21 protein-coding genes are annotated in these 21,842 nt (G+C 55.0%); 17 read left to right on the top strand and 4 right to left on the bottom strand.

Features of this window, described 5'->3' with window-relative positions; all coding sequences use genetic code 11:
- Nucleotides 1-23 precede the first annotated feature (23 nt).
- Nucleotides 24-305, bottom strand: a complete 282-nt coding sequence (locus KP80_RS07025) for a DUF1145 family protein (protein ID WP_052282881.1) — start codon at nt 303-305, stop codon at nt 24-26.
- Nucleotides 295-891 (bottom strand): 16S rRNA (guanine(966)-N(2))-methyltransferase, encoded by a 597-nt coding sequence (rsmD, locus tag KP80_RS07020; protein WP_052282880.1) that lies wholly within the window; start codon nt 889-891, stop codon nt 295-297. The genes KP80_RS07025 and rsmD overlap by 11 nt, the downstream gene beginning before the upstream one ends.
- Nucleotides 892-1,070: 179 nt before the next feature.
- Between rsmD and ftsY the strand changes: the two genes are divergently transcribed.
- From ftsY to livJ, 6 genes are all read left to right on the top strand, one after another.
- The gene (gene ftsY / locus KP80_RS07015) at nt 1,071-2,801 is read left to right on the top strand and encodes a signal recognition particle-docking protein FtsY (protein WP_052282879.1); all 1,731 of its coding nucleotides are present in this window, start codon (nt 1,071-1,073) and stop codon (nt 2,799-2,801) included.
- Between the two features lie 2 nt (nt 2,802-2,803).
- The gene (gene ftsE, locus KP80_RS07010) at nt 2,804-3,472 is read left to right on the top strand and encodes a cell division ATP-binding protein FtsE (RefSeq protein ID WP_052282878.1); all 669 of its coding nucleotides are present in this window, start codon (nt 2,804-2,806) and stop codon (nt 3,470-3,472) included.
- A complete protein-coding gene (gene ftsX, locus KP80_RS07005) occupies nt 3,465-4,523 on the top strand; it encodes a permease-like cell division protein FtsX (protein ID WP_052282877.1) in 1,059 nt (352 codons plus the stop codon). Before ftsE ends, ftsX begins: the two co-directional genes overlap by 8 nt.
- A 256-nt stretch (nt 4,524-4,779) precedes the next feature.
- Nucleotides 4,780-5,634, top strand: a complete 855-nt coding sequence (rpoH, locus tag KP80_RS07000; protein ID WP_052282876.1) for an RNA polymerase sigma factor RpoH — start codon at nt 4,780-4,782, stop codon at nt 5,632-5,634.
- A gap of 186 nt (nt 5,635-5,820) precedes the next feature.
- Nucleotides 5,821-7,086: a 4-aminobutyrate--2-oxoglutarate transaminase gene (locus KP80_RS06995; protein ID WP_052282979.1), complete on the top strand. Its 1,266-nt coding sequence runs from the start codon at nt 5,821-5,823 to the stop codon at nt 7,084-7,086.
- A 258-nt stretch (nt 7,087-7,344) separates the two neighbouring features.
- Entirely contained in the window at nt 7,345-8,448 is a 1,104-nt protein-coding gene (gene livJ, locus KP80_RS06990) for a branched chain amino acid ABC transporter substrate-binding protein LivJ (RefSeq protein ID WP_112203516.1), read from the top strand.
- Between the two features lie 83 nt (nt 8,449-8,531).
- Here livJ and panM read toward each other — a convergent pair whose 3' ends face one another.
- The gene (panM, locus tag KP80_RS06985) at nt 8,532-8,915 is read right to left on the bottom strand and encodes an aspartate 1-decarboxylase autocleavage activator PanM (RefSeq protein WP_052282874.1); all 384 of its coding nucleotides are present in this window, start codon (nt 8,913-8,915) and stop codon (nt 8,532-8,534) included.
- A gap of 442 nt (nt 8,916-9,357) precedes the next feature.
- Between panM and livK the strand changes: the two genes are divergently transcribed.
- The 10 genes from livK (at nt 9,358) to ugpQ (ending at nt 19,610) form a co-directional block, all read left to right on the top strand.
- Nucleotides 9,358-10,467, top strand: coding sequence for a high-affinity branched-chain amino acid ABC transporter substrate-binding protein LivK (gene livK, locus KP80_RS06980; RefSeq protein ID WP_052282873.1), 1,110 nt, complete (start codon nt 9,358-9,360; stop codon nt 10,465-10,467).
- Nucleotides 10,468-10,521: 54 nt separating this feature from the next.
- Nucleotides 10,522-11,448, top strand: a complete 927-nt coding sequence (gene livH, locus KP80_RS06975) for a high-affinity branched-chain amino acid ABC transporter permease LivH (RefSeq protein WP_052282872.1) — start codon at nt 10,522-10,524, stop codon at nt 11,446-11,448.
- The gene (gene livM, locus KP80_RS06970; protein WP_052282871.1) at nt 11,445-12,725 is read left to right on the top strand and encodes a branched chain amino acid ABC transporter permease LivM; all 1,281 of its coding nucleotides are present in this window, start codon (nt 11,445-11,447) and stop codon (nt 12,723-12,725) included. The genes livH and livM overlap by 4 nt, the downstream gene beginning before the upstream one ends.
- Nucleotides 12,722-13,489, top strand: a complete 768-nt coding sequence (livG, locus tag KP80_RS06965) for a high-affinity branched-chain amino acid ABC transporter ATP-binding protein LivG (RefSeq protein ID WP_052282870.1) — start codon at nt 12,722-12,724, stop codon at nt 13,487-13,489. Before livM ends, livG begins: the two co-directional genes overlap by 4 nt.
- A gap of 1 nt (nt 13,490) precedes the next feature.
- Complete coding sequence (gene livF / locus KP80_RS06960; RefSeq protein WP_156315613.1) at nt 13,491-14,204, top strand: high-affinity branched-chain amino acid ABC transporter ATP-binding protein LivF; 714 nt, start codon at nt 13,491-13,493, stop codon at nt 14,202-14,204.
- A 331-nt stretch (nt 14,205-14,535) separates the two neighbouring features.
- Nucleotides 14,536-15,852 (top strand): sn-glycerol-3-phosphate ABC transporter substrate-binding protein UgpB, encoded by a 1,317-nt coding sequence (gene ugpB / locus KP80_RS06955; protein WP_052282869.1) that lies wholly within the window; start codon nt 14,536-14,538, stop codon nt 15,850-15,852.
- Between the two features lie 218 nt (nt 15,853-16,070).
- The gene (gene ugpA, locus KP80_RS06950; RefSeq protein ID WP_052282868.1) at nt 16,071-16,958 is read left to right on the top strand and encodes a sn-glycerol-3-phosphate ABC transporter permease UgpA; all 888 of its coding nucleotides are present in this window, start codon (nt 16,071-16,073) and stop codon (nt 16,956-16,958) included.
- On the top strand, nt 16,955-17,800 hold the full coding sequence (gene ugpE / locus KP80_RS06945) for a sn-glycerol-3-phosphate ABC transporter permease UgpE (protein WP_052282867.1): 846 nt from the start codon (nt 16,955-16,957) through the stop codon (nt 17,798-17,800). Before ugpA ends, ugpE begins: the two co-directional genes overlap by 4 nt.
- 2 nt (nt 17,801-17,802) lie before the next feature.
- Nucleotides 17,803-18,873, top strand: coding sequence for a sn-glycerol-3-phosphate import ATP-binding protein UgpC (locus KP80_RS06940; RefSeq protein ID WP_052282866.1), 1,071 nt, complete (start codon nt 17,803-17,805; stop codon nt 18,871-18,873).
- Entirely contained in the window at nt 18,870-19,610 is a 741-nt protein-coding gene (gene ugpQ / locus KP80_RS06935) for a glycerophosphodiester phosphodiesterase (RefSeq protein WP_052282865.1), read from the top strand. Before KP80_RS06940 ends, ugpQ begins: the two co-directional genes overlap by 4 nt.
- Here ugpQ and KP80_RS06930 read toward each other — a convergent pair.
- A complete protein-coding gene (locus KP80_RS06930) occupies nt 19,607-19,927 on the bottom strand; it encodes a DUF2756 family protein (protein WP_052282864.1) in 321 nt (106 codons plus the stop codon). The genes ugpQ and KP80_RS06930 overlap by 4 nt on opposite strands.
- 123 nt (nt 19,928-20,050) lie before the next feature.
- On the opposite strand from KP80_RS06930, the gene ggt reads away from it, so the two are divergent.
- Nucleotides 20,051-21,790, top strand: a complete 1,740-nt coding sequence (ggt, locus tag KP80_RS06925) for a gamma-glutamyltransferase (RefSeq protein ID WP_052282863.1) — start codon at nt 20,051-20,053, stop codon at nt 21,788-21,790.
- The last annotated feature ends 52 nt before the right edge of the window (nt 21,791-21,842 follow it).

Raw genomic sequence — 21,842 nt, 5'->3', positions numbered from 1 at the left:
GTGCGCTCACCAGGCCGACAGGTTTATTTCTTCTTTTTCAGGCTGGCAGCCGTTTTCTTTTGCCACACCAACAGTTCAAACACGCCAAAGAGAAAAATGCGAACTTTCTCGCCAAACGTCATCTGCGGGCCATCTTTTGGCATCGTGGACTGCAGCAGTGCCATCTGCATACCGTGCATTAACACCATAAAAATCAGTGCGACGTTGACGAAAATATTCAGCGGGCGCGGGAACGGCTGAATGACATTCAGCACCAGAAATCCCCATACGCACAGCATTAACAAGCGACCCAGATTAATCAGCATCCTTTTCTCCCTGCACTTCACGATGATAGAGGCGGTAAGCAACCTGGCCGGCGATTTTTTCCCGGTGCAGACTCCAGCTGGCGGGCACCGGCGGCATACCGTTTTCCACTTCGCTTTCAACGTAGATGAGCGCGCTTTCCGCCAGCCAGCCGTGTGCTTCCAGCAGGTTTAACGTCTCTTCCAGCAGCCCTTTACGGAACGGTGGATCGACAAACACCACATCGTGCGGTGTTCCGCTCTGGTTAAGGTAGGTCAGGGTGTTGGTGTTCACCACTTTGCCGTGTTCGGCTTTGAGCGTGGCGAGATTTTTTTGCAGCTGCTGAGCAACGTGACGCTCCATCTCCAGCAGCGTCGTGCTGGCGGCATAACGGGAGAGTGCTTCCAGCCCTAACGCGCCGCTACCGGCGAAACAGTCCAGACAGCGGGCGTCTACCATTGACGGCGCTAGCCAGTTAAAAAGGGTTTCACGCACGCGGTCGGTGGTGGGTCTGAGACCTGGGCTGTCGGGGACAGGAAGTTTACGGCCGCGCCACTGCCCGCCAATAATGCGGATCTGGCCACTGCCGCCGGAGGTTGGTTTTTTCATTTGCTCACTCTGATCGCTCTTTCAGCCTGCTATTCTAGCGATCTGCTCTGCCGGGTGAAAGCGGTGAAGCCAGGGAAGTTAAGTGGTAGACTAAGCGACTAATTTCATCATTATTTCAGCCTTCGCGTCGATTGTGGCGAAGTGGCGCCATCAATTATCAGCGGGGAGTGTGGTTGCAAATGGCAAAAGAGAAAAAACGCGGGTTTTTTTCCTGGCTGGGCTTTGGTCAAAAAGAACAGGATCAGGTTGTTGAATCAGAAGAAAAAATTGAAGAACAGCCGGCACTAGAAACGCCAGCGGTTGATCCTGAGACGGTTGTTGAAACGCCAGCGGTTGAAGACGTTGCCGCCAAAGAGAATGCCGATGCGCATACGGTTGAAGAAAGTGAAGTTTTCGCCGCTGATGTGGTTGAGGTCACTGAGCAGGTAGCGGAAAGCGAAAAATCGCACGTGCGTGCTGAAGAAGCCGTTTCTGCGGTTGAAGAACCTCTGGTCGCCGAAGAGTCTGCTCCGGTGCAGGTGGAAGAACTGCCGGTGGTTGAGGACAACGCGCCAACTGTCGTCGCAGAAACGCCGAGCGTCGAAGAGCCTGTCCGGGTAGAAGACCTGCCGGTTGTCGAAGAAAATGCCCCTGCCGCGGTGGAAGAAACTCCGGTTGTTGAAGAGCTTGCTCCTGTATTAGTTGAAGAACTGCCGGTCGTTGAAGACAACGCTCCCGTAGCCGATGAAGAAACACCGGTTGTCGAAGAAACCGCACCTGTACGCGTCGAAGATCTGCCGGTTGTTGACGTGATTGCACCTGAAGTTGAAGCCGCTGCCGAAACCGTCGCGACCGAAGAAGCTGACGCTGAAGAGACTGAGCTGAGCGACGAAGAGCTGGAAGCGCTGGCGTTGGCTGCCGCTCCGCAGGACGAAGCGGCAGGTGAAGAAGCCGAAGAACAGCCGGTAGAGGAAGAACCTGCCGCACAGCAGGAACAGGAAAAACCGACCAAAGAAGGTTTCTTCGCCCGCCTGAAGCGTAGCCTGTTAAAAACCAAAGAAAACCTCGGTTCCGGATTTATCAGTCTGTTCCGTGGCAAGAAAATCGACGATGATCTGTTTGAAGAGCTGGAAGAGCAGCTGCTGATTGCCGACGTCGGCGTGGATACCACCCGTAAAATCATCGCCAGCCTGACCGAAACGGCCAGCCGTAAACAGCTTAAAGATGCGGAAGCGCTGTACGGCCTGCTGAAAGATGAAATGGGTGAAATCCTCGCAAAAGTGGATGAACCGCTTAATATTGAAGGCAAAACGCCGTTCGTTATTCTGATGGTTGGCGTCAACGGTGTGGGTAAAACCACCACCATCGGCAAGCTGGCGCGCCAGTTCGAGCAGCAGGGTAAAACGGTGATGCTGGCGGCGGGGGATACTTTCCGTGCGGCGGCAGTTGAGCAGCTCCAGGTGTGGGGTGAGCGCAACAATATTCCAGTAATTGCGCAGCATACCGGCGCAGATTCTGCCTCGGTCATTTTCGATGCCATTCAGGCAGCGAAAGCGCGTAACGTGGATGTGCTGATTGCCGATACCGCAGGGCGTCTGCAGAACAAGTCGCACCTGATGGAAGAACTGAAGAAAATTGTCCGCGTGATGAAGAAGCTGGATGTCGATGCGCCGCACGAAGTGATGCTGACGATTGACGCTAGCACCGGGCAAAATGCCATTAGCCAGGCCAAACTGTTCCATGAAGCGGTGGGCCTGACCGGCATCACGCTGACCAAACTCGACGGAACTGCCAAAGGCGGGGTGATATTCTCCGTGGCAGATCAGTTCGGCATTCCGATTCGTTATATCGGCGTCGGTGAACGTATTGAGGACTTACGTCCGTTTAAAGCGGGCGATTTTATAGAGGCACTTTTTGCCCGAGAGGATTAATCATGATTCGCTTTGAACACGTCAGCAAAGCCTATCTCGGCGGGAGACAAGCGCTGCAGGGGGTGACTTTTCACCTGCAGCCAGGCGAGATGGCATTCCTGACCGGCCATTCCGGCGCAGGTAAAAGTACCCTGCTGAAGCTTATCTGCGGGATCGAACGGCCAAGCGCCGGGAAAATTTTGTTCAGCGGCCATGATATCAGCCGCCTGCAAAACCGTGAGGTGCCGTTCTTGCGTCGCCAGATCGGCATGATTTTCCAGGATCACCATCTGCTGATGGACCGCACCGTGTTTGATAACGTGGCTATCCCGCTGATTATTGCGGGTGCAAGCTATGATGATATTCGCCGCCGCGTCTCTGCGGCGCTGGATAAAGTCGGCCTGCTCGATAAAGCGAAAAATCTCCCGATTCAGCTCTCCGGCGGTGAACAGCAGCGTGTGGGGATCGCCCGTGCGGTGGTCAACAAGCCTGCGGTACTGCTGGCGGATGAACCGACCGGTAACCTTGATGATGCGCTGTCGGAAGGCATTTTGCGTCTATTTGAAGAGTTTAACCGCGTTGGGGTGACGGTGCTGATGGCGACGCACGATATCAATCTCATCTCTCGTCGTTCATACCGCATGCTGACGCTGAGCGACGGTCACTTGCATGGAGGCTTGACGGGTGAATAAGCGTGATGCAATGAATCAAATCCGCCAGTTCGGCGGCCGTCTTGACCGTTTTCGCAAGTCGGTAACGGCTTCTGGCGATACGGGGCGTAATGCGCCGAAGCGCGGAAAACCCGCGCCAAAACCGAACTCGCGTAAAACCAACGTATTCAATGAGCAGGTGCGTTATGCCTGGCAGGGCGCGGTGCAGGACCTGAAAAGCAAGCCTATCGCTACCTTCCTGACGGTGATGGTTATCGCCATCTCTCTGACGCTGCCGAGCGTTTGCTACATGGTTTACAAGAACGTCAACACTGCGGCTTCACAGTACTATCCTTCTCCGCAGATCACGGTTTATCTGGAAAAAACGCTGGATGACGATGCGGCGGCGAAAGTGGTTGGGCAGCTACAGGCCGAGCAGGGCGTAGATAAAGTGAACTACCTCTCCCGCGATGAAGCCTTGGGCGAGTTCCGTAACTGGTCGGGCTTTGGCGGGGCGCTGGATATGCTCGAAGAGAACCCGCTGCCTGCCGTGGCTGTGGTTGTCCCGAAAATCGATTTCCAGACTACCGATGCGTTGAACACGTTACGTGACCGCGTGGCGCAGATTCAGGGCGTCAACGAAGTGCGTATGGATGACAGCTGGTTCTCCCGTCTGGCGTCCATTACCGGACTTGTGGGCCGCGTATCGGCGATGATTGGTGTGCTGATGGTTGCAGCGGTCTTCCTCGTCATTGGTAACAGCGTGCGTCTGAGTATCTTTGCCCGCCGTGACACCATTAACGTGCAGAAGCTGATTGGTGCAACGGATGGTTTTATCCTGCGTCCGTTCCTGTACGGTGGCGCGCTGCTGGGCTTCTCCGGTGCGTTCCTGTCGCTGATTCTGTCGGAGATTCTGGTGATGCGTCTGTCATCGGCGGTGACGGAAGTGGCGCGGGTATTTGGTACCCAGTTTGAGCTGAGTGGCTTGTCGTTTGACGAATGCCTGCTGCTACTCCTGCTGTGCTCGATGATTGGCTGGGTGGCCGCCTGGCTTGCCACGGTCCAACATTTACGCCACTTTACCCCCGATTAAAAAAGTTCTGTTATAATCATCCCCTGCGACGACCCACGTCCGCAGGGGATGCGTTTTAAACCCCATCTTTCTGCCCTCGCGCTTATCGCGTGTCACATTTTGTGCGTAATTTATTCACACAGTTGCATTGAACTTGTGGATAAACTCACGGTCTGATAAAAGAGCGGATGATATTCTCGTTGCTCATAGAGCCTGGCATGTTTGTTGCGTATATCGGCAAGCCTCCGCCAGTATGAAGTGAATTGAGAGGATTTGAATGACCAAAGAAATGCAAAATTTAGCGTTAGCCCCTGTCGGTAACCTGGAATCCTATATCCGGGCTGCGAACACATGGCCGATGTTGACGGCTGATGAAGAAAAGGCGCTTGCTGAACGGCTGCATTACCAGGGCGATCTGGAAGCAGCTAAAACGCTGATCCTGTCTCACCTGCGCTTTGTTGTTCATATTGCTCGTAATTACTCGGGCTATGGCCTGCCGCAGGCGGACCTGATTCAGGAAGGCAATATCGGCCTGATGAAAGCGGTGCGTCGTTTTAACCCAGAAGTGGGCGTCCGTCTGGTTTCCTTTGCCGTGCATTGGATCAAAGCGGAAATTCACGAATACGTGCTGCGTAACTGGCGTATCGTCAAAGTCGCGACCACCAAAGCACAGCGTAAGCTGTTCTTCAACCTGCGTAAAAACAAGCAGCGTCTGGGCTGGTTTAACCAGGATGAAGTTGAAATGGTGGCCCGTGAACTGGGCGTGTCCAGCAAAGACGTCCGCGAGATGGAATCTCGTATGGCGGCGCAGGACATGGCGTTTGATATGACTTCTGACGATGACTCAGAAAGCCATGCCGTTGCACCTGTGCTCTATCTGCAGGACAAATCGTCCAACTTTGCCGATGGCATCGAAGACGACAACTGGGAAGAGCAGGCAGCCAACAAGCTGACCGACGCGATGCAGGGTCTGGACGAACGTAGTCAGGACATTATTCGCGCCCGCTGGCTGGACGAAGACAACAAGTCTACGCTGCAAGAACTGGCCGACCGTTATGGCGTTTCCGCCGAGCGTGTTCGTCAGCTTGAAAAGAATGCGATGAAAAAACTGCGTGCGGCGATTGAAGCCTAATCACGCCGGTTAGTTCACCGCTCCGATAACCCCTGGATGCCCATCCGGGGGTTTTGTTTTTTTATCCTACCGTCATCACGCTTTCCTCTGTTTATTTCCGTTTTGCCGCTGGCGTTAATGCAGGCGATGGCAAAGACTGAATATGCGCTACGCATTTTTCCGTCTTTTAACGGCAGGGGGTTTACCGTGAGTAACGAGTCACTGAATCATCGGCGTTTACAGGCAACGCCACGCGGCGTTGGCGTGATGTGCGGTTTCTACGCAGAGCGCGCGGAGAACGCCACGCTGTGGGATATTGAGGGCAATGAGTATATCGATTTTGCCGCTGGGATTGCGGTGCTCAACACCGGCCACCGCCACCCGCAGGTGATTGCTGCCGTCGAGAACCAGCTCAAGGCATTCACCCACACTGCCTATCAAATCGTGCCCTATGAAAGCTACGTATCATTAGCAGAACGTATCAATGCTGCGGCACCGATCGCGGGGAATGCCAAAACCGCTTTCTTCAGCACCGGGGCTGAGGCGGTGGAAAACGCGGTGAAGATTGCCCGCGCCTACACCAAACGCCCAGGGCTTATCACCTTCGGCGGCGGCTTCCACGGCCGTACCTTTATGACCATGGCGCTCACCGGCAAAGTGGCACCGTATAAAATTGGCTTTGGCCCGTTCCCGGGCTCGGTCTATCACGGTATTTATCCGAACGCCGCCCACGGCGTCACCACCGAAATGGCGCTGAAAAGCCTGACCCATATCTTTAAAGCCGATATCGCACCCGATCAGGTGGCGGCGATTATTCTCGAGCCGGTGCAGGGTGAAGGTGGTTTTAACGTCGCACCCGCTGATTTTATGCAGGGTCTGCGCGCGCTGTGCGATACCCACGGGATTTTGCTGATCGCTGATGAAGTGCAGACCGGTTTTGCCCGCACCGGCAAGCTGTTCGCCATGGATTATCACAGCGTGAAACCTGACCTTATCACCATGGCTAAAAGCCTGGCCGGTGGCTTCCCCCTCTCCGGCGTTGTCGGACGCGCGGAGGTGATGGACGCACCAGCACCGGGCGGTTTAGGCGGCACCTACGCCGGTAACCCGCTAGCGATAGCCGCAGCGCATGCGGTGCTGGACGTTATTGAAGAAGAGGCGCTGTGCACGCGAGCGAACCATCTTGGCCAGCACTTGATCGAAGTGCTTAATAAAGCACGCGAAATCTGCCCGGCGATTGCCGATGTCCGCGGTTTAGGCTCGATGGTGGCGGTAGAGTTTATCGACCCGCAAAGTGGCGAGCCGTCGCCGGAGTTCACCAAACTCGTCCAGGAACGTGCGCTGGCGGAAGGCGTTCTGCTGTTGAGTTGCGGTGTGTACGGTAACGTGATTCGTTTCCTTTACCCACTCACCATTCCGGAGAAACAGTTCCAGCAGGCGCTGGAGGTGATTCGCCGGGCGCTGACGGAATAGTTATCTGCTGAACCTTGCCAGCCATTAAGCCACTCTGATGGGTGGCTTTTTTTTGTCATTTTTGCGTTACAAATCCGTCAAAATTATCGTTTCAATTCCATAAAAATGGGGTATGTTTTAGCAGAGTATGCTGCAAAAGCACAGGCAGTATCCCTTAATATTAATATCTTATACTTAGCTTGCGCTTCATATAAGAATAATGTGCTAAATAACAACATCACAACAAATGCAATAACCATAACAATGGGGAACCTCAGGATGAATATGAAGGGTAAAGCGTTACTGGCAGGATGTATTGCACTGGCATTCAGCAATATGGCATTAGCAGAAAATATTAAAGTTGCTGTCGTGGGTGCGATGTCCGGTCCGGTTGCGCAGTATGGCGATCAGGAGTTCAGCGGCGCAGAACAAGCGGTATCGGATATCAACGCTAAAGGCGGTATCAAAGGCAATAAACTGGAAATCGTTAAATATGACGATGCCTGTGACCCGAAACAAGCGGTCGCGGTCGCGAACAAAGTCGTCAACGATGGCATCAAGTACGTTATTGGCCACCTGTGTTCCTCTTCCACCCAGCCAGCGTCTGATATCTATGAAGATGAAGGCATTCTGATGATCACTCCTGCGGCGACCGCGCCGGAGCTGACCGCACGCGGCTATAAGCTGATTCTGCGTACTACCGGTCTGGACTCAGACCAGGGCCCAACGGCGGCGAAATACATCATCGATAAAGTGAAGCCGCAGCGCATCGCTATCGTGCATGACAAGCAGCAGTATGGTGAAGGCCTGGCGCGTTCTGTACAGGACGGTCTGAAGAAGGGCGGGGCTAACGTGGTCTTCTTCGACGGTATCACCGCCGGTGAGAAAGACTTCTCCACGCTGGTCGCACGCCTGAAGAAAGAAAATATCGACTTCGTTTACTTCGGCGGCTACCACCCGGAAATGGGGCAGATTTTGCGCCAGGCGCGTGCTGCGGGTCTGAAAACCCAGTTCATGGGCCCAGAAGGGGTTGCGAACGTGTCGCTGTCTAACATTGCTGGCGATTCTGCGGAAGGCCTGCTGGTGACCAAACCGAAGAACTACGATCAGGTTCCGGCGAACAAACCGATTGTGGATGCGATTAAAGCGAAGAAACAGGATCCAAGCGGCGCATTCGTATGGACCACCTACGCCGCGCTGCAGTCTCTGCAGGCTGGTTTGAACCACTCAGACGATCCGGCTGAGATCGCTAAATACTTGAAAGCCAGCACTGTCGATACCGTGATGGGGCCGCTGTCATGGGATGAGAAAGGCGATCTGAAGGGCTTCGAGTTCGGCATCTTCAACTGGCACGCTAACGGCACCGCAACCGACGCAAAATAAGATTCACCGCGTCGTGTGAGCACGTCAGACGCCCGGGTTACATACGAGTAGCTCGGGCGTCATTCGCTAGGCCGGGGTCTGTATTACCCTCTAATCCAGCTGTCATTCTGCATCGTAAAACCCAATGCTTTCGCAAACGCCGCCATTTCCTGGCTCTCCTCTGCGTGAGATTTGCTGAGCACCCAGCGGCTGACCTGCGGGTTGTTGTGCATGACTTCTTCAATCAGGTACTGGCCCACGCCGCGGCGGCGGGTGATTTCGCGTACGCAAAGATCGTCCAGCGTTCCCTGATCGCTGTTAAGCGTGACCCGCACCGCCGCAAGCAAACGCTCGTTGAAGCGGGCGGCGTAAAGATGGTGGGTGTCATCCAAAGCCAGGTCTGTCGCGGTTATGGCAGGCCAGATCTTACCGAGGCAGATACGATCCTGGTCGCTAAACGTGGTTAAACGAATGATGGTCAGTTTCATGGACGGTTTGCTCAAATCGGAAAAATTGTGGCCAGTTTACTCAATTTATCCTGCTGGAGGCTTTCTCTTTTTGCGGCGTCTAACAGGGGATTAGTTTTTCGATGTCTACGCAGGCAGTTTGAAACATTATAGATAGAAAAATAACCAGAATTTTAACCTGAAAACCAGCGTTTTATTCGGCCATATGTGTCGTTATTTTATGCTGAAATCGGACTTATTTTTGTTTATCTATGGCGAAAATCAGAATATTATCTTTTCTTAATAGACTGAAAAATAGAGAATTTAGTCTGTATTTGGTTAAAAAACTGCGCTAACTCATTAAAGATAATGGTAAAAGTAGCGTTGTATAATAAAAGTACAGAATGCTTTTTAACCGCATAATTACAAAATATATACACGCCACGACGTGTAAATACGACATCACGAATGGGGATCCCGAAGCATGAAAAGGAATACAAAAACAGTAATCGCAGGGATGGTCGCACTGGCTATGTCACACACGGCACTGGCGGCTGATATTAAAGTTGCGGTGGTAGGGGCCATGTCCGGCCCGGTCGCGCAGTGGGGCGACATGGAGTTCAACGGTGCGCGTCAGGCGATTAAAGATATCAACGCCAAAGGCGGCATCAAGGGCGACAAACTGGTCGGCGTTGAGTACGACGACGCCTGCGATCCAAAACAAGCGGTGGCGGTTGCCAACAAGATCGTCAATGACGGCATCAAATACGTGATTGGCCATCTTTGCTCTTCTTCCACTCAGCCCGCTTCTGACATCTATGAAGATGAAGGCATTCTGATGATCTCTCCGGGGGCGACCAACCCAGAGCTGACCCAGCGTGGCTATCAATACATCATGCGTACCGCAGGTCTCGACTCCTCCCAGGGGCCGACGGCGGCAAAATACATTCTGAATAACGTTAAACCGCAGCGTATTGCCATCATTCATGACAAACAGCAGTACGGTGAAGGTCTGGCACGCTCCGTTCAGCAGAGCCTGAAAGCGGCGAAGGCTAACGTGGTCTTCTTTGACGGTATCACCGCTGGTGAAAAAGATTTCTCCGCGCTGCTCGCCCGTCTGCAAAAAGAGAATATCGACTTCGTTTATTACGGTGGCTACTACCCGGAAATGGGCCAGATGCTGCGCCAGGCGCGCGCGGTCGGTCTTAAAACCCAGTTCATGGGGCCGGAAGGCGTCGGTAACGCTTCGTTGTCGAACATTGCCGGCGATGCGGGTGAAGGGATGCTGGTTACCATGCCAAAACGCTATGACCAGGATCCGGCAAACAGCGCTATCGTCGATGCCCTGAAAGCGCAGAAGAAAGATCCAAGCGGTCCGTACGTATGGATCACCTATGCCGCCGTACAGTCTCTGGCGACAGCCATGGAACGCACCGGCAGCGATGAGCCGCTGGCGCTGATTAAAGATTTAAAAGCTAACGGGGCAAAAACCGTGATTGGGCCGCTTTCCTGGGATGAAAAAGGCGATTTGAAAGGATTCGAGTTTGGCGTCTTCCAGTGGCATGCCGACGGCTCGTCCACGGTCGCGAAGTAACCTTCATTCCCCCCTGGCGGGCGTAGATCCGCAGGGGTAGCAAAAGGCTAATTTATGTCAGAGCAGGTTCTCTACTTTGTGCAGCAGATGTTTAACGGCGTTACGCTGGGAAGCACCTATGCACTGATCGCCATCGGTTACACCATGGTGTACGGAATTATCGGCATGATTAACTTCGCCCACGGCGAGGTCTACATGATCGGTAGTTATGTCTCCTTTATGATCATCGCCGCGCTGATGATGATGGGCATCGACACCAGCTGGCTGCTGGTGGCGGCTGGCTTCATCGGGGCGATTGTGATTGCCAGCGCCTACGGCTGGAGTATCGAACGGGTGGCCTATCGTCCGGTGCGTAACTCCAAGCGTCTGATTGCGCTGATCTCCGCTATCGGGATGTCCATCTTCCTGCAGAACTACGTCAGTCTGACCGAAGGCTCGCGCGATATCGCGCTGCCAAGCCTGTTCAACGGTCAGTGGATTGTCGGTAGCAGCGAAAACTTCTCCGCGTCTATTACCACCATGCAGTTGGTTATCTGGATTGTCACTTTTGTGGCGATGCTGGCGCTGACGCTGTTTATCCGTTACTCACGGATGGGCCGGGCCTGCCGAGCCTGTGCAGAAGACCTGAAAATGGCCAGCCTGCTCGGGATTAATACCGACCGCGTGATTGCGCTGACGTTTGTTATCGGCGCAGCGATGGCGGCGGTAGCGGGCGTGCTGTTGGGTCAGTTCTACGGTGTAATCAACCCGTACATCGGCTTTATGGCCGGGATGAAAGCCTTTACCGCAGCGGTGCTTGGCGGTATCGGCAGCATTCCAGGCGCGATGATTGGCGGGCTGATTCTTGGTATCGCAGAAGCGCTGTCGTCGGCGTATTTGAGTACAGAATACAAAGACGTGGTGTCGTTCGCGCTGCTGATCGTGGTGCTGCTGGTGATGCCAACCGGCATCCTGGGTCGCCCGGAGGTAGAGAAAGTATGAAACCGATGCAATTTGCGATGGCGCTGCTGTCGGCGGCGATGTTCTTTGTTTTGGCCGGCGTCTTTATGGGCGTGCAGTTGCAGCTTGACGGCACTAAGCTGGTGGTCGGCAGCGCGGCGGACATTCGCTGGCAGTGGATCTTTATTGGTACCGCCGTAGTGTTCTTCTTCCAGATGCTGCGTCCGCTGTTCCAGAAAGGGCTGAAAAGCGTCTCCGGGCCGAAGTTTATTCTGCCGGCAATTGATGGCTCGACCGTCAAACAAAAGCTGTTCCTGATTGCGCTGCTGGTGATTGCTGTAGCGTGGCCGTTTATGGTGTCACGCGGCACGGTGGATATCGCCACTCTGACCATGATTTACATCATCCTCGGTCTGGGGCTGAACGTGGTGGTCGGGCTGTCGGGCCTGCTGGTGTTGGGCTACGGTGGCTTCTACGCTATTGGCGCTTACACTTTCGCACTATTGAACCACTATTACGGCCTGGGCTTCTGGACCTGTCTGCCGCTGGCTGGCCTGGTATCCGCCGCTGCGGGCTTCCTGCTGGGCTTCCCGGTGCTGCGCCTGCGCGGTGACTATCTGGCGATTGTGACCTTAGGCTTTGGCGAAATCGTCCGTATTCTGCTGCTGAACAACACTGAAGTCACCGGCGGCCCGAACGGCATCAGCCAGATCCCGAAACCGACTTTCTTCGGCCTTGAGTTCAGCCGTAGCGCCCGTGAAGGCGGCTGGGATACGTTCAGCAACTTCTTTGGCGTCAAATATGACCCTTCCGACCGCGTCATTTTCCTCTATCTGGTGGCGCTGCTGCTGGTAGTGCTCTCCCTGTTCGTGATTAACCGCCTGCTGCGTATGCCGTTGGGGCGCGCGTGGGAAGCGCTGCGTGAAGATGAAATCGCCTGTCGCTCGCTGGGGTTAAGCCCAACGCGTATCAAGCTGACCGCCTTCACCATCAGCGCCGCGTTTGCGGGCTTTGCCGGTACGCTGTTTGCTGCGCGTCAGGGCTTCGTGAGCCCGGAATCGTTCACCTTTGCCGAGTCAGCCTTTGTGCTGGCGATTGTGGTGCTGGGCGGAATGGGCTCACAGTTTGCGGTGATCCTCGCGGCGATTCTGCTGGTGGTGTCGCGTGAACTGATGCGTGACTTCAATGAATACAGCATGTTGATGCTCGGTGGCCTGATGGTACTGATGATGATCTGGCGTCCACAAGGACTTCTGCCGATGACCCGTCCACAGTTGAAGATGAAAAGCGGGAAAGCGAAAGAAGGAGAGCAGGCATGAGTCAGCCATTATTATCCGTTAACGGTCTGATGATGCGTTTTGGCGGCCTGCTGGCGGTCAACAACGTCAATCTCGAGCTGCGTCCTCAGGAAATCGTCTCGCTTATCGGCCCGAACGGGGCCGGTAAAACCACCGTTTTTAACTGCCTGACGGGCTTCTACAAGCCGACCGGCGGTACCATCATGCTGCGCGATCAGCACCTCGAAGGGCTGCCGGGCCAGCAGATTGCCCGTATGGGTGTGGTGCGTACTTTCCAGCACGTGCGTCTGTTCCGCGAAATGACGGTGATTGAAAACCTGCTGGTAGCACAGCATCAGCAGCTGAAAACCGGCGTCTTCTCGGGTCTTTTGAAAACGCCATCGTTCCGCCGTGCGCAGAGCGAAGCGCTGGATCGCGCCGCCACCTGGCTTGAGCGTATTGGTCTGCTGGAGCACGCCAACCGTCAGGCCAGTAATCTGGCCTACGGCGATCAGCGTCGTCTGGAGATTGCGCGTTGCATGGTGACGCAGCCGGAAATCCTGATGCTGGATGAACCCGCAGCGGGCCTCAACCCAAAAGAGACCAAAGAACTCGATGAGCTGATTGCTGAGCTGCGTAATCATCACAACACCACTATCCTGCTGATTGAGCATGATATGAAGCTGGTGATGGGTATTTCTGACCGCATCTACGTGGTGAATCAGGGCACACCGCTGGCCAACGGGACACCGGAAGAAATCCGCAACAACCCGGACGTGATCCGCGCTTATCTGGGTGAGGCATAAAATGGATAAAGTGATGTTATCGTTTGATAGAGTTAGCGCCCACTACGGGAAGATTCAGGCGCTGCACGAGGTCAGTCTGCATATTAATCAGGGCGAGATCGTGACACTCATCGGTGCGAACGGCGCGGGAAAAACCACGCTGCTCGGTACGCTGTGCGGCGATCCGCGGGCGACCACAGGGCGGATTGTCTTTGATGATAAAGACATTACCGACTGGCAGACGGCGAAAATCATGCGTGAAGCGGTGGCGATTGTGCCGGAAGGGCGTCGCGTGTTCTCGCGCATGACCGTGGAAGAGAACCTGGCGATGGGCGGCTTCTTTGCCGAACGTGACCAGTTCCAGGAGCGCATCAAATGGGTGTATGACCTGTTTCCGCGTTTGCATGAACGTCGTATCCAGCGTGCGGGCACCATGTCCGGCGGTGAACAGCAGATGTTGGCCATCGGCCGTGCGCTGATGAGCCAGCCGCGTCTGCTGCTGTTGGATGAGCCCTCTCTTGGGCTGGCGCCGATCATCATCCAGCAGATCTTCGACACCATCGAGCAGCTGCGCGAGCAGGGCATGACCATCTTCCTCGTCGAGCAGAACGCCAATCAGGCGCTGAAGCTCGCCGACCGCGGCTACGTGCTCGAAAACGGTCACGTGGTGCTGGAAGATACCGGTGATGCGCTGCTGGCTAACGAAGCGGTACGTAGTGCCTATCTTGGTGGCTAAGCACTGCTGTTAGCGGCATAAATCCCTTACCCGGCCGACACCTTCCGTAGGCCGGGTAAGCCGTATTATCTTCCTGTTCATCCTCTCCTTTCTCCGTGAATGTTGGGCAGTACGCTTGCGTTCCGCTTCCGTAACTGTTTATTTCCTATACGTGTCTCAGCTCCCACTTTGCCTTCTTCGAAGCGTCACTGCCTTGCCATCCCTTTGTCGCCTTACTATCTTTTTTTTGTAATAAAAAAGTTATTTTTCTGTCATTCGAGCATGTCATGTTACCCCCGCGAACATAAAACGCGTGATATCGCGCATCCCGGCACAAAAAGAGAGATAACCGATGATATCGTTACGACATACAGCTTTAGGGTTGGCAATGAGCCTGGCGTTTGCAGGCCAGGCAATGGCAGTGACCACCATTCCATTTTGGCATTCTATGGAAGGTGAACTGGGGAAAGAGGTTGACTCTCTGGCGCAGCGCTTTAACGCCGCCAACCCGGATTACAAAATTCAGCCGATCTACAAAGGTAACTACGAGCAGAGCCTGAGCGCAGGTATTGCCGCGTTCCGTACCGGTAATGCGCCAGCCATTTTGCAGGTGTATGAAGTGGGTACCGCCACCATGATGGCCTCGAAGGCGATTAAGCCGGTCTATCAGGTGTTCAGCGATGCCGGTATCAAGTTCGACGAATCTCAGTTTGTGCCAACGGTTTCCGGTTACTACACCGATTCTAAAACCGGTCATCTGCTCTCTCAGCCGTTCAACAGCTCCACGCCGGTGCTGTACTACAACAAAGACGCCTTCAAAAAAGCCGGTCTTGATCCGAATCAGCCACCAAAAACCTGGCAGGATCTGGCGGCCTATACCGCGAAGCTGAAAGCGGCGGGGATGAAGTGCGGCTATGCCAGCGGCTGGCAGGGCTGGATTCAGATTGAAAACTTCAGCGCCTGGCATGGTCTGCCGGTAGCGACCAAAAACAACGGTTTCGACGGCACTGATGCGGTGCTGGAGTTCAACAAACCGGAGCAGGTGAAGCACATCGCACTGCTGGAAGAGTTGAATAAGAAGGGTGATTTTAGCTACTTCGGGCGTAAAGACGAATCCACCGAGAAGTTCTACAACGGTGATTGCGCCATTACCACTGCGTCGTCCGGCTCGCTGGCTGATATTCGCCAGTACGCCAAATTCAACTACGGCGTGGGCATGATGCCTTACGACGCTGACGTGAAGGGCGCGCCGCAGAACGCCATTATCGGCGGGGCAAGCCTGTGGGTGATGCAGGGTAAAGATAAAGATACCTACACCGGCGTGGCGAAGTTCCTCGAGTTCCTGGCTAAACCGGAAAACGCGGCCGAATGGCATCAGAAAACCGGCTATCTGCCGATTACCACCGCTGCGTATGACCTGACGCGTCAGCAGGGCTTCTACGATAAAAACCCTGGGGCGGATATCGCCACCCGTCAGATGCTTAACAAGCCGCCGTTGCCGTTCACCAAAGGGCTGCGTCTGGGCAATATGCCGCAGATTCGCACCATTGTTGATGAAGAGCTGGAAAGCGTATGGACCGGGAAGAAAACGCCTCAGCAGGCGCTGGATTCTGCGGTTGAGCGCGGTAATCAGCTGCTGCGCCGCTTTGAGAAATCGACGAAGTCTTAATCTTATCGCCTGACCCCTCACCCTAGCCCTCTCCCCATTGGGGAGAGGGGACTGTTCGGTGCTGTTTGGTAAGGATTGCCCGGTACGGCCTTTCTCCTGCCAATGCTGGAGAGGGGACTTTTCGGAGCCGTCTGGTCAATATCGCTCAGCTCGGCCTTTCTCCCTCGCCCCTTTGGGGAGAGGGCCGGGGTGAGGGGAAAACAACTCAGAGTTTAACTATGTCATCATCCCGTCCGGTGTTTAAATCGCGCTGGCTACCTTATGCGTTGGTCGCCCCGCAGTTGATTATCACCGTTATCTTCTTTATCTGGCCTGCGGGCGAAGCGCTGTGGTACTCGCTGCAAAGCGTCGATCCGTTCGGTCTCTCCAGCCAGTTTGTCGGCCTGGATAACTTCGTGGCGCTATTCCACGACGGCTATTACCTCGACTCGTTCTGGACGACGATGAAGTTCAGCGCGATGGTCACGGTGAGCGGTCTGCTGGTGTCGCTATTCTTTGCGGCGCTGGTCGATTACGTGGTGCGTGGCAGCCGCCTGTATCAAACGCTGATGCTGCTGCCCTACGCCGTCGCGCCCGCCGTTGCGGCCGTATTGTGGATATTCCTCTTTAACCCTGGGCGTGGGCTTATCACCCACTTCCTCGGCGAGTTCGGCTATGACTGGAACCACGCGCAGAACAGCGGCCAGGCGATGTTTCTGGTGGTGTTTGCGTCGGTCTGGAAGCAGATCAGCTACAACTTCCTGTTTTTCTTTGCCGCCCTTCAGTCCATTCCTCGTTCGCTGGTTGAAGCCGCCGCGATTGATGGCGCTGGCCCGATTCGCCGCTTCTTCAAGCTGGCGCTGCCGCTGATTGCGCCGGTGAGCTTCTTCCTGCTGGTGGTGAATCTGGTGTACGCCTTCTTCGATACCTTCCCGGTGATTGATGCTGCTACCGCCGGTGGACCCGTGCAGGCGACCACCACGCTTATCTACAAAATTTATCGGGAAGGCTTTGCCGGGCTCGACCTCTCGGCCTCTGCCGCCCAATCGGTGGTGCTGATGTTCCTCGTCATCATCCTGACCGTGGTGCAGTTCCGCTACGTGGAAAGAAAGGTGCGCTACCAATGATTGAGAACCGTCGCGGGCTGACGATATTCAGCCACACCATGTTGATCCTCGGGATTATCGTGATTCTGTTTCCGCTGTACGTCGCGTTTACGGCGGCGACGCTGGATAACAAAGCGGTGTTTGAAACGCCGATGACTCTGATTCCCGGCACCCATTTGCTGGAGAACATGAAGGCGATTTGGGTGAATGGTGTTGGCGCTAACAGTGCACCTTTCTGGCTGATGATGCTCAACAGTTTCATCATGGCCTTTGCCATCACGGTCGGCAAAATTGCGGTTTCCATGCTTTCGGCTTTTGCCATCGTTTGGTTCCGTTTCCCACTGCGTAACCTGTTCTTCTGGATGATTTTTATTACGCTGATGCTGCCGGTAGAAGTACGTATTTTTCCGACGGTGGAAGTGATCGCCAACCTGAAAATGCTCGACAGCTACGCGGGGCTAACGCTGCCGTTGATGGCTTCCGCCACGGCGACCTTCCTGTTCCGCCAGTTCTTTATGACGCTGCCGGACGAGCTGATTGAAGCGGCGCGTATTGATGGCGCTTCGCCGATGCGCTTCTTCCGCGACATTGTGTTGCCGCTGTCGAGAACCAATCTGGCGGCGCTGTTCGTTATCACCTTCATCTACGGCTGGAACCAGTATCTGTGGCCGCTGCTGATTATTACCGACGTGAATCTCGGCACCGCCGTGGCGGGCATTAAAGGGATGATCGCCACCGGTGAAGGCACCACACAATGGAATCAGGTTATGGCAGCGATGCTGCTGACGCTTATCCCTCCGGTTGTCATCGTTTTAGCCATGCAGCGCGCTTTCGTGCGTGGCCTGGTCGATAGTGAGAAATAAAAATGGCAGGTTTAAAACTACAGGCAGTAACCAAAAGCTGGGATGGCAAAACCCAGGTGATTCAACCGCTGACGCTGGATGTGGCCGACGGCGAGTTTATTGTGATGGTCGGCCCTTCGGGCTGCGGCAAATCGACGTTGCTGCGTATGGTGGCCGGGCTTGAGCGAGTCACCAGTGGTGATATCTGGATTGATCGTAAGCGCGTAACTGAAATGGAGCCAAAGGATCGCGGCATCGCGATGGTATTCCAGAACTACGCGCTCTATCCACATATGAGCGTGGAAGAGAACATGGCCTGGGGCCTGAAGATTCGCGGCATGGGGAAAGCGCACATTGCCGAAAAGGTGCAGGAGGCGGCGCGTATTCTGGAGCTGGATGGCCTGCTTAAACGGCGTCCGCGCGAGCTCTCCGGCGGCCAGCGCCAGCGCGTGGCGATGGGGCGTGCGATCGTGCGCGATCCGGCGGTATTCTTGTTCGATGAACCGCTGTCTAACCTCGACGCCAAGCTGCGCGTGCAGATGCGTCTTGAATTGCAGCACCTTCATCGCCGTCTCAAAACCACTTCGCTGTACGTTACTCATGATCAGGTCGAGGCGATGACGCTGGCTCAGCGGGTGATGGTGATGAACAAAGGCATCGCCGAGCAAATTGGGACGCCAGTAGAAGTGTACGAGAAGCCTGCCAGCCGCTTTGTGGCGAGCTTTATCGGCAGCCCGGCGATGAACCTGCTGGACGGACAAATGGATGAGACAGGAACGCGATTTGTACTGGCCAACGGCATGCAGCTGCCGCTACCGGGTGTGCGCCGTGAATTTGCTGGACGCCGTATGACGCTGGGTATCCGCCCGGAACATATTGCGTTAAGCTCGCAGGCGGAAAACGGCGTGCCGATGGTGGTCGATACGCTGGAAATTTTAGGTGCAGATAACCTGGCGCATGGACGCTTTGGCGAACAGAAAATGGTGGTTCGCTTACCGCACCAGCTGCGGCCAAATGCGGGCACAACATTGTGGCTGCATCTGCCGGACGAACATCTGCATCTCTTTGAAGGTGAAACAGGATTACGCGTATGAGCAACTGGCCTTATCCCCACATCGTCGCCCACCGTGGCGGCGGTAAGCTGGCACCGGAAAACACCCTCGCGGCGATTGATGTGGGCGCGCACTACGGTCATACCATGATCGAGTTTGACGCGAAGTTATCGAAAGACGGTGAGATTTTCTTGCTGCACGATGACAACCTCGAGCGCACCAGTAATGGCTGGGGCGTGGCGGGTGAGCTGAGCTGGCAAGATCTGCTGCGGGTAGATGCAGGCAGTTGGTTTAGCAGCAGCTTTAAGGGTGAACCGCTGCCGTTGCTGTCTCAGGTGGCGGAGCGCTGCCGCCAGCATGGCATGATGGCGAATATTGAGATTAAACCGACCACCGGCACGGGTCCGTTAACCGGCAAAGTGGTGGCGCTGGCCGCTCGAGAACTGTGGTCCGGTATGACCCCTCCGCTGCTGTCATCGTTTGAAATTGATGCATTAGAAGCCGCGCAGCAGGCGGTACCTGAACTGCCGCGTGGGCTGCTGCTCGATGAGTGGCGCGACGACTGGCGAGAGCTGACGACGCGTTTAGGATGCGTTTCTATTCACCTCAACCATCGTCTGCTCGACGAAGCACGGGTGGATGCGCTGCATGAGGCCGGCCTGAAGATTCTGGTCTATACCGTGAATAACCCCCAGCGCGCGGCTGAATTGCTGCGCTGGGGGGTGAATAGCATCTGTACCGATGCGATTGATGTGATTGGCCCGGACTTCCAGCCTTAATACTGTTTCAGCATGTCGCCGTTTCTTTTCGGAACGGGCTGGCTCGGCGGGTTCAGCATGCCAGGTTGCGTTTGCTGAACACGCTGCTGATTAGCATTCATCTGATTTTGCAGATGTTGCTGTTGTTGCTGCGTCTGCAATTTTAGCTGTTGATTCAACATACCCTTATTTTGCTGCTGCTGGTTCAGCATTCGCGACTGCATCCGCTGCTGGCTGGGGATCTCATACCCCGGCTGGTTTGGGTTATTGTCGATGTTTAAAGGTGCGGCAAGCGCCGTGAACGGCAACAGCGCCGCCAGAATCAGTAGTCGTTTCATCGCCTTTCCTCCTCGTAGGGGATTCTCTAAGTTTACTCCTTTCCCACCAGAACGAGGATTATTTCAGCATTATGAACCAGGCTTAATACGGGACGTCCCCGTACACTCTGGAGAATTATGCTAATGATAAAGCCGTCATTTTTATGCCGGGTAGCGCTTGCTGCTCTGCTGGCAGGAAGCTGTTACAGCGCCGCTGCTGCGCCGCCACCGCCGGTTTCTTATGGCGTTGAAGAAGATGTTTTCCATCCGGTTCGCGCGCAGCAGGGGATGGTGGCCTCGGTTGATGCGATGGCCACCAACGTGGGTGTCGAGATCCTTAAGCAAGGCGGCAACGCTGTGGATGCCGCGGTAGCTGTAGGCTATGCACTGGCGGTGACCCATCCGCAGGCGGGGAACCTTGGCGGCGGTGGCTTTATGATGCTGCGCACTAAGGACGGCAAAACCACGGCGATAGATTTTCGTGAAATGGCGCCCGAGCAGGCGTCGCGCGATATGTTCCTCGACTCGCAGGGTAACCCGGACAGTAAAAAGTCCCTCACCTCGCATCTTGCTTCCGGCACACCGGGGACCGTGGCCGGTTTTTCGCTGGCGCTGGAGAAGTACGGCACGATGCCGCTGAATAAAGTGGTTCAGCCCGCCATCAAGCTGGCACAGGACGGTTTTATCGTGAATAGCGCGCTGGCTGACGATCTCAAAACCTACGGCAGCGAAGTGTTGCCGAATCATGCCAACAGTAAAGCGATTTTCTGGAAAGACGGTGAACCGCTGAAGAAGGGTGACAAACTGGTGCAGGCGAATCTGGCAAAAAGCCTGACGCTCATCGCGGAAAACGGCCCGGATGTTTTTTATAAAGGCGCAATCGCCGACCAGATCGCCGAAGAGATGCACAACAACGGCGGCCTGATGAGTAAAGCTGACCTGGCCAACTACAAAGCGGTGGAACGTACGCCGATTAGCGGTGAATACCGTGGCTACGAAGTCTTCTCGATGCCGCCACCGTCCTCCGGCGGGATCCACATCGTACAAATCCTCAATATCCTCGCAAACTTCGACCTGCATAAATACGGCTTCGGCAGCGCCGATGCGATGCAGCTAATGGCGGAAGCGGAAAAGCACGCTTATGCCGACCGCTCGGAGTATCTCGGTGACCCTGACTTTGTGAAGGTGCCATGGCAGGCGCTGACCAACAAAGCCTACGCCAAATCCATTGCCGGGGAGATTGACCTCAACAAAGCTAAACCGTCCAGTGAGATTAAACCGGGCAAACTGGCACCGTACGAGAGTAATCAAACCACGCACTTCTCGGTAGTCGATAAAGACGGTAACGCGGTGGCGGTGACCTATACGCTGAACACCACTTTTGGCACCGGCATCGTGGCGGGGAATACCGGCATTTTGATGAACAACGAAATGGATGATTTCTCAGCCAAGCCTGGCGTGCCGAACGTTTACGGACTGGTGGGCGGAGATGCGAACGCCGTGGGGCCGAAAAAGCGTCCGCTGTCGTCGATGTCACCGACTATCGTAGTGAAAGACGGCAAAACCTGGCTGGTGACCGGTAGCCCAGGCGGCAGCCGGATTATCACTACGGTACTGCAAATGGTGGTAAATACCGTTGATTTTGGCATGAATGTGGCGGAAGCAACCAATGCGCCGCGTTTCCACCATCAATGGCTGCCGGATGAGCTGCGGGTCGAGAAAGGCTTTAGCCCGGATACGCTGAAGTTGCTGGAAGGGAAAGGGCAAAAAGTCGCGGTTAAAGAGGCGATGGGCAGTACCCAGAGTATTATGGTCGGGCCTGATGGCACGCTGTATGGCGCGTCCGACCCGCGTTCACCGGATGATTTGACGGCGGGGTACTAGTTTACCCTTCCTCAAGCCCTACTATGGAAATGAGAAGGGGAAGGCGTTTACT

Source organism: Kluyvera genomosp. 1, assembly GCF_001266615.1.
GTDB classification, from domain to species: Bacteria; Pseudomonadota; Gammaproteobacteria; order Enterobacterales; family Enterobacteriaceae; genus Kluyvera; species Kluyvera cryocrescens_A.
This window is presented reverse-complemented; position numbering and strand designations above follow the sequence as displayed.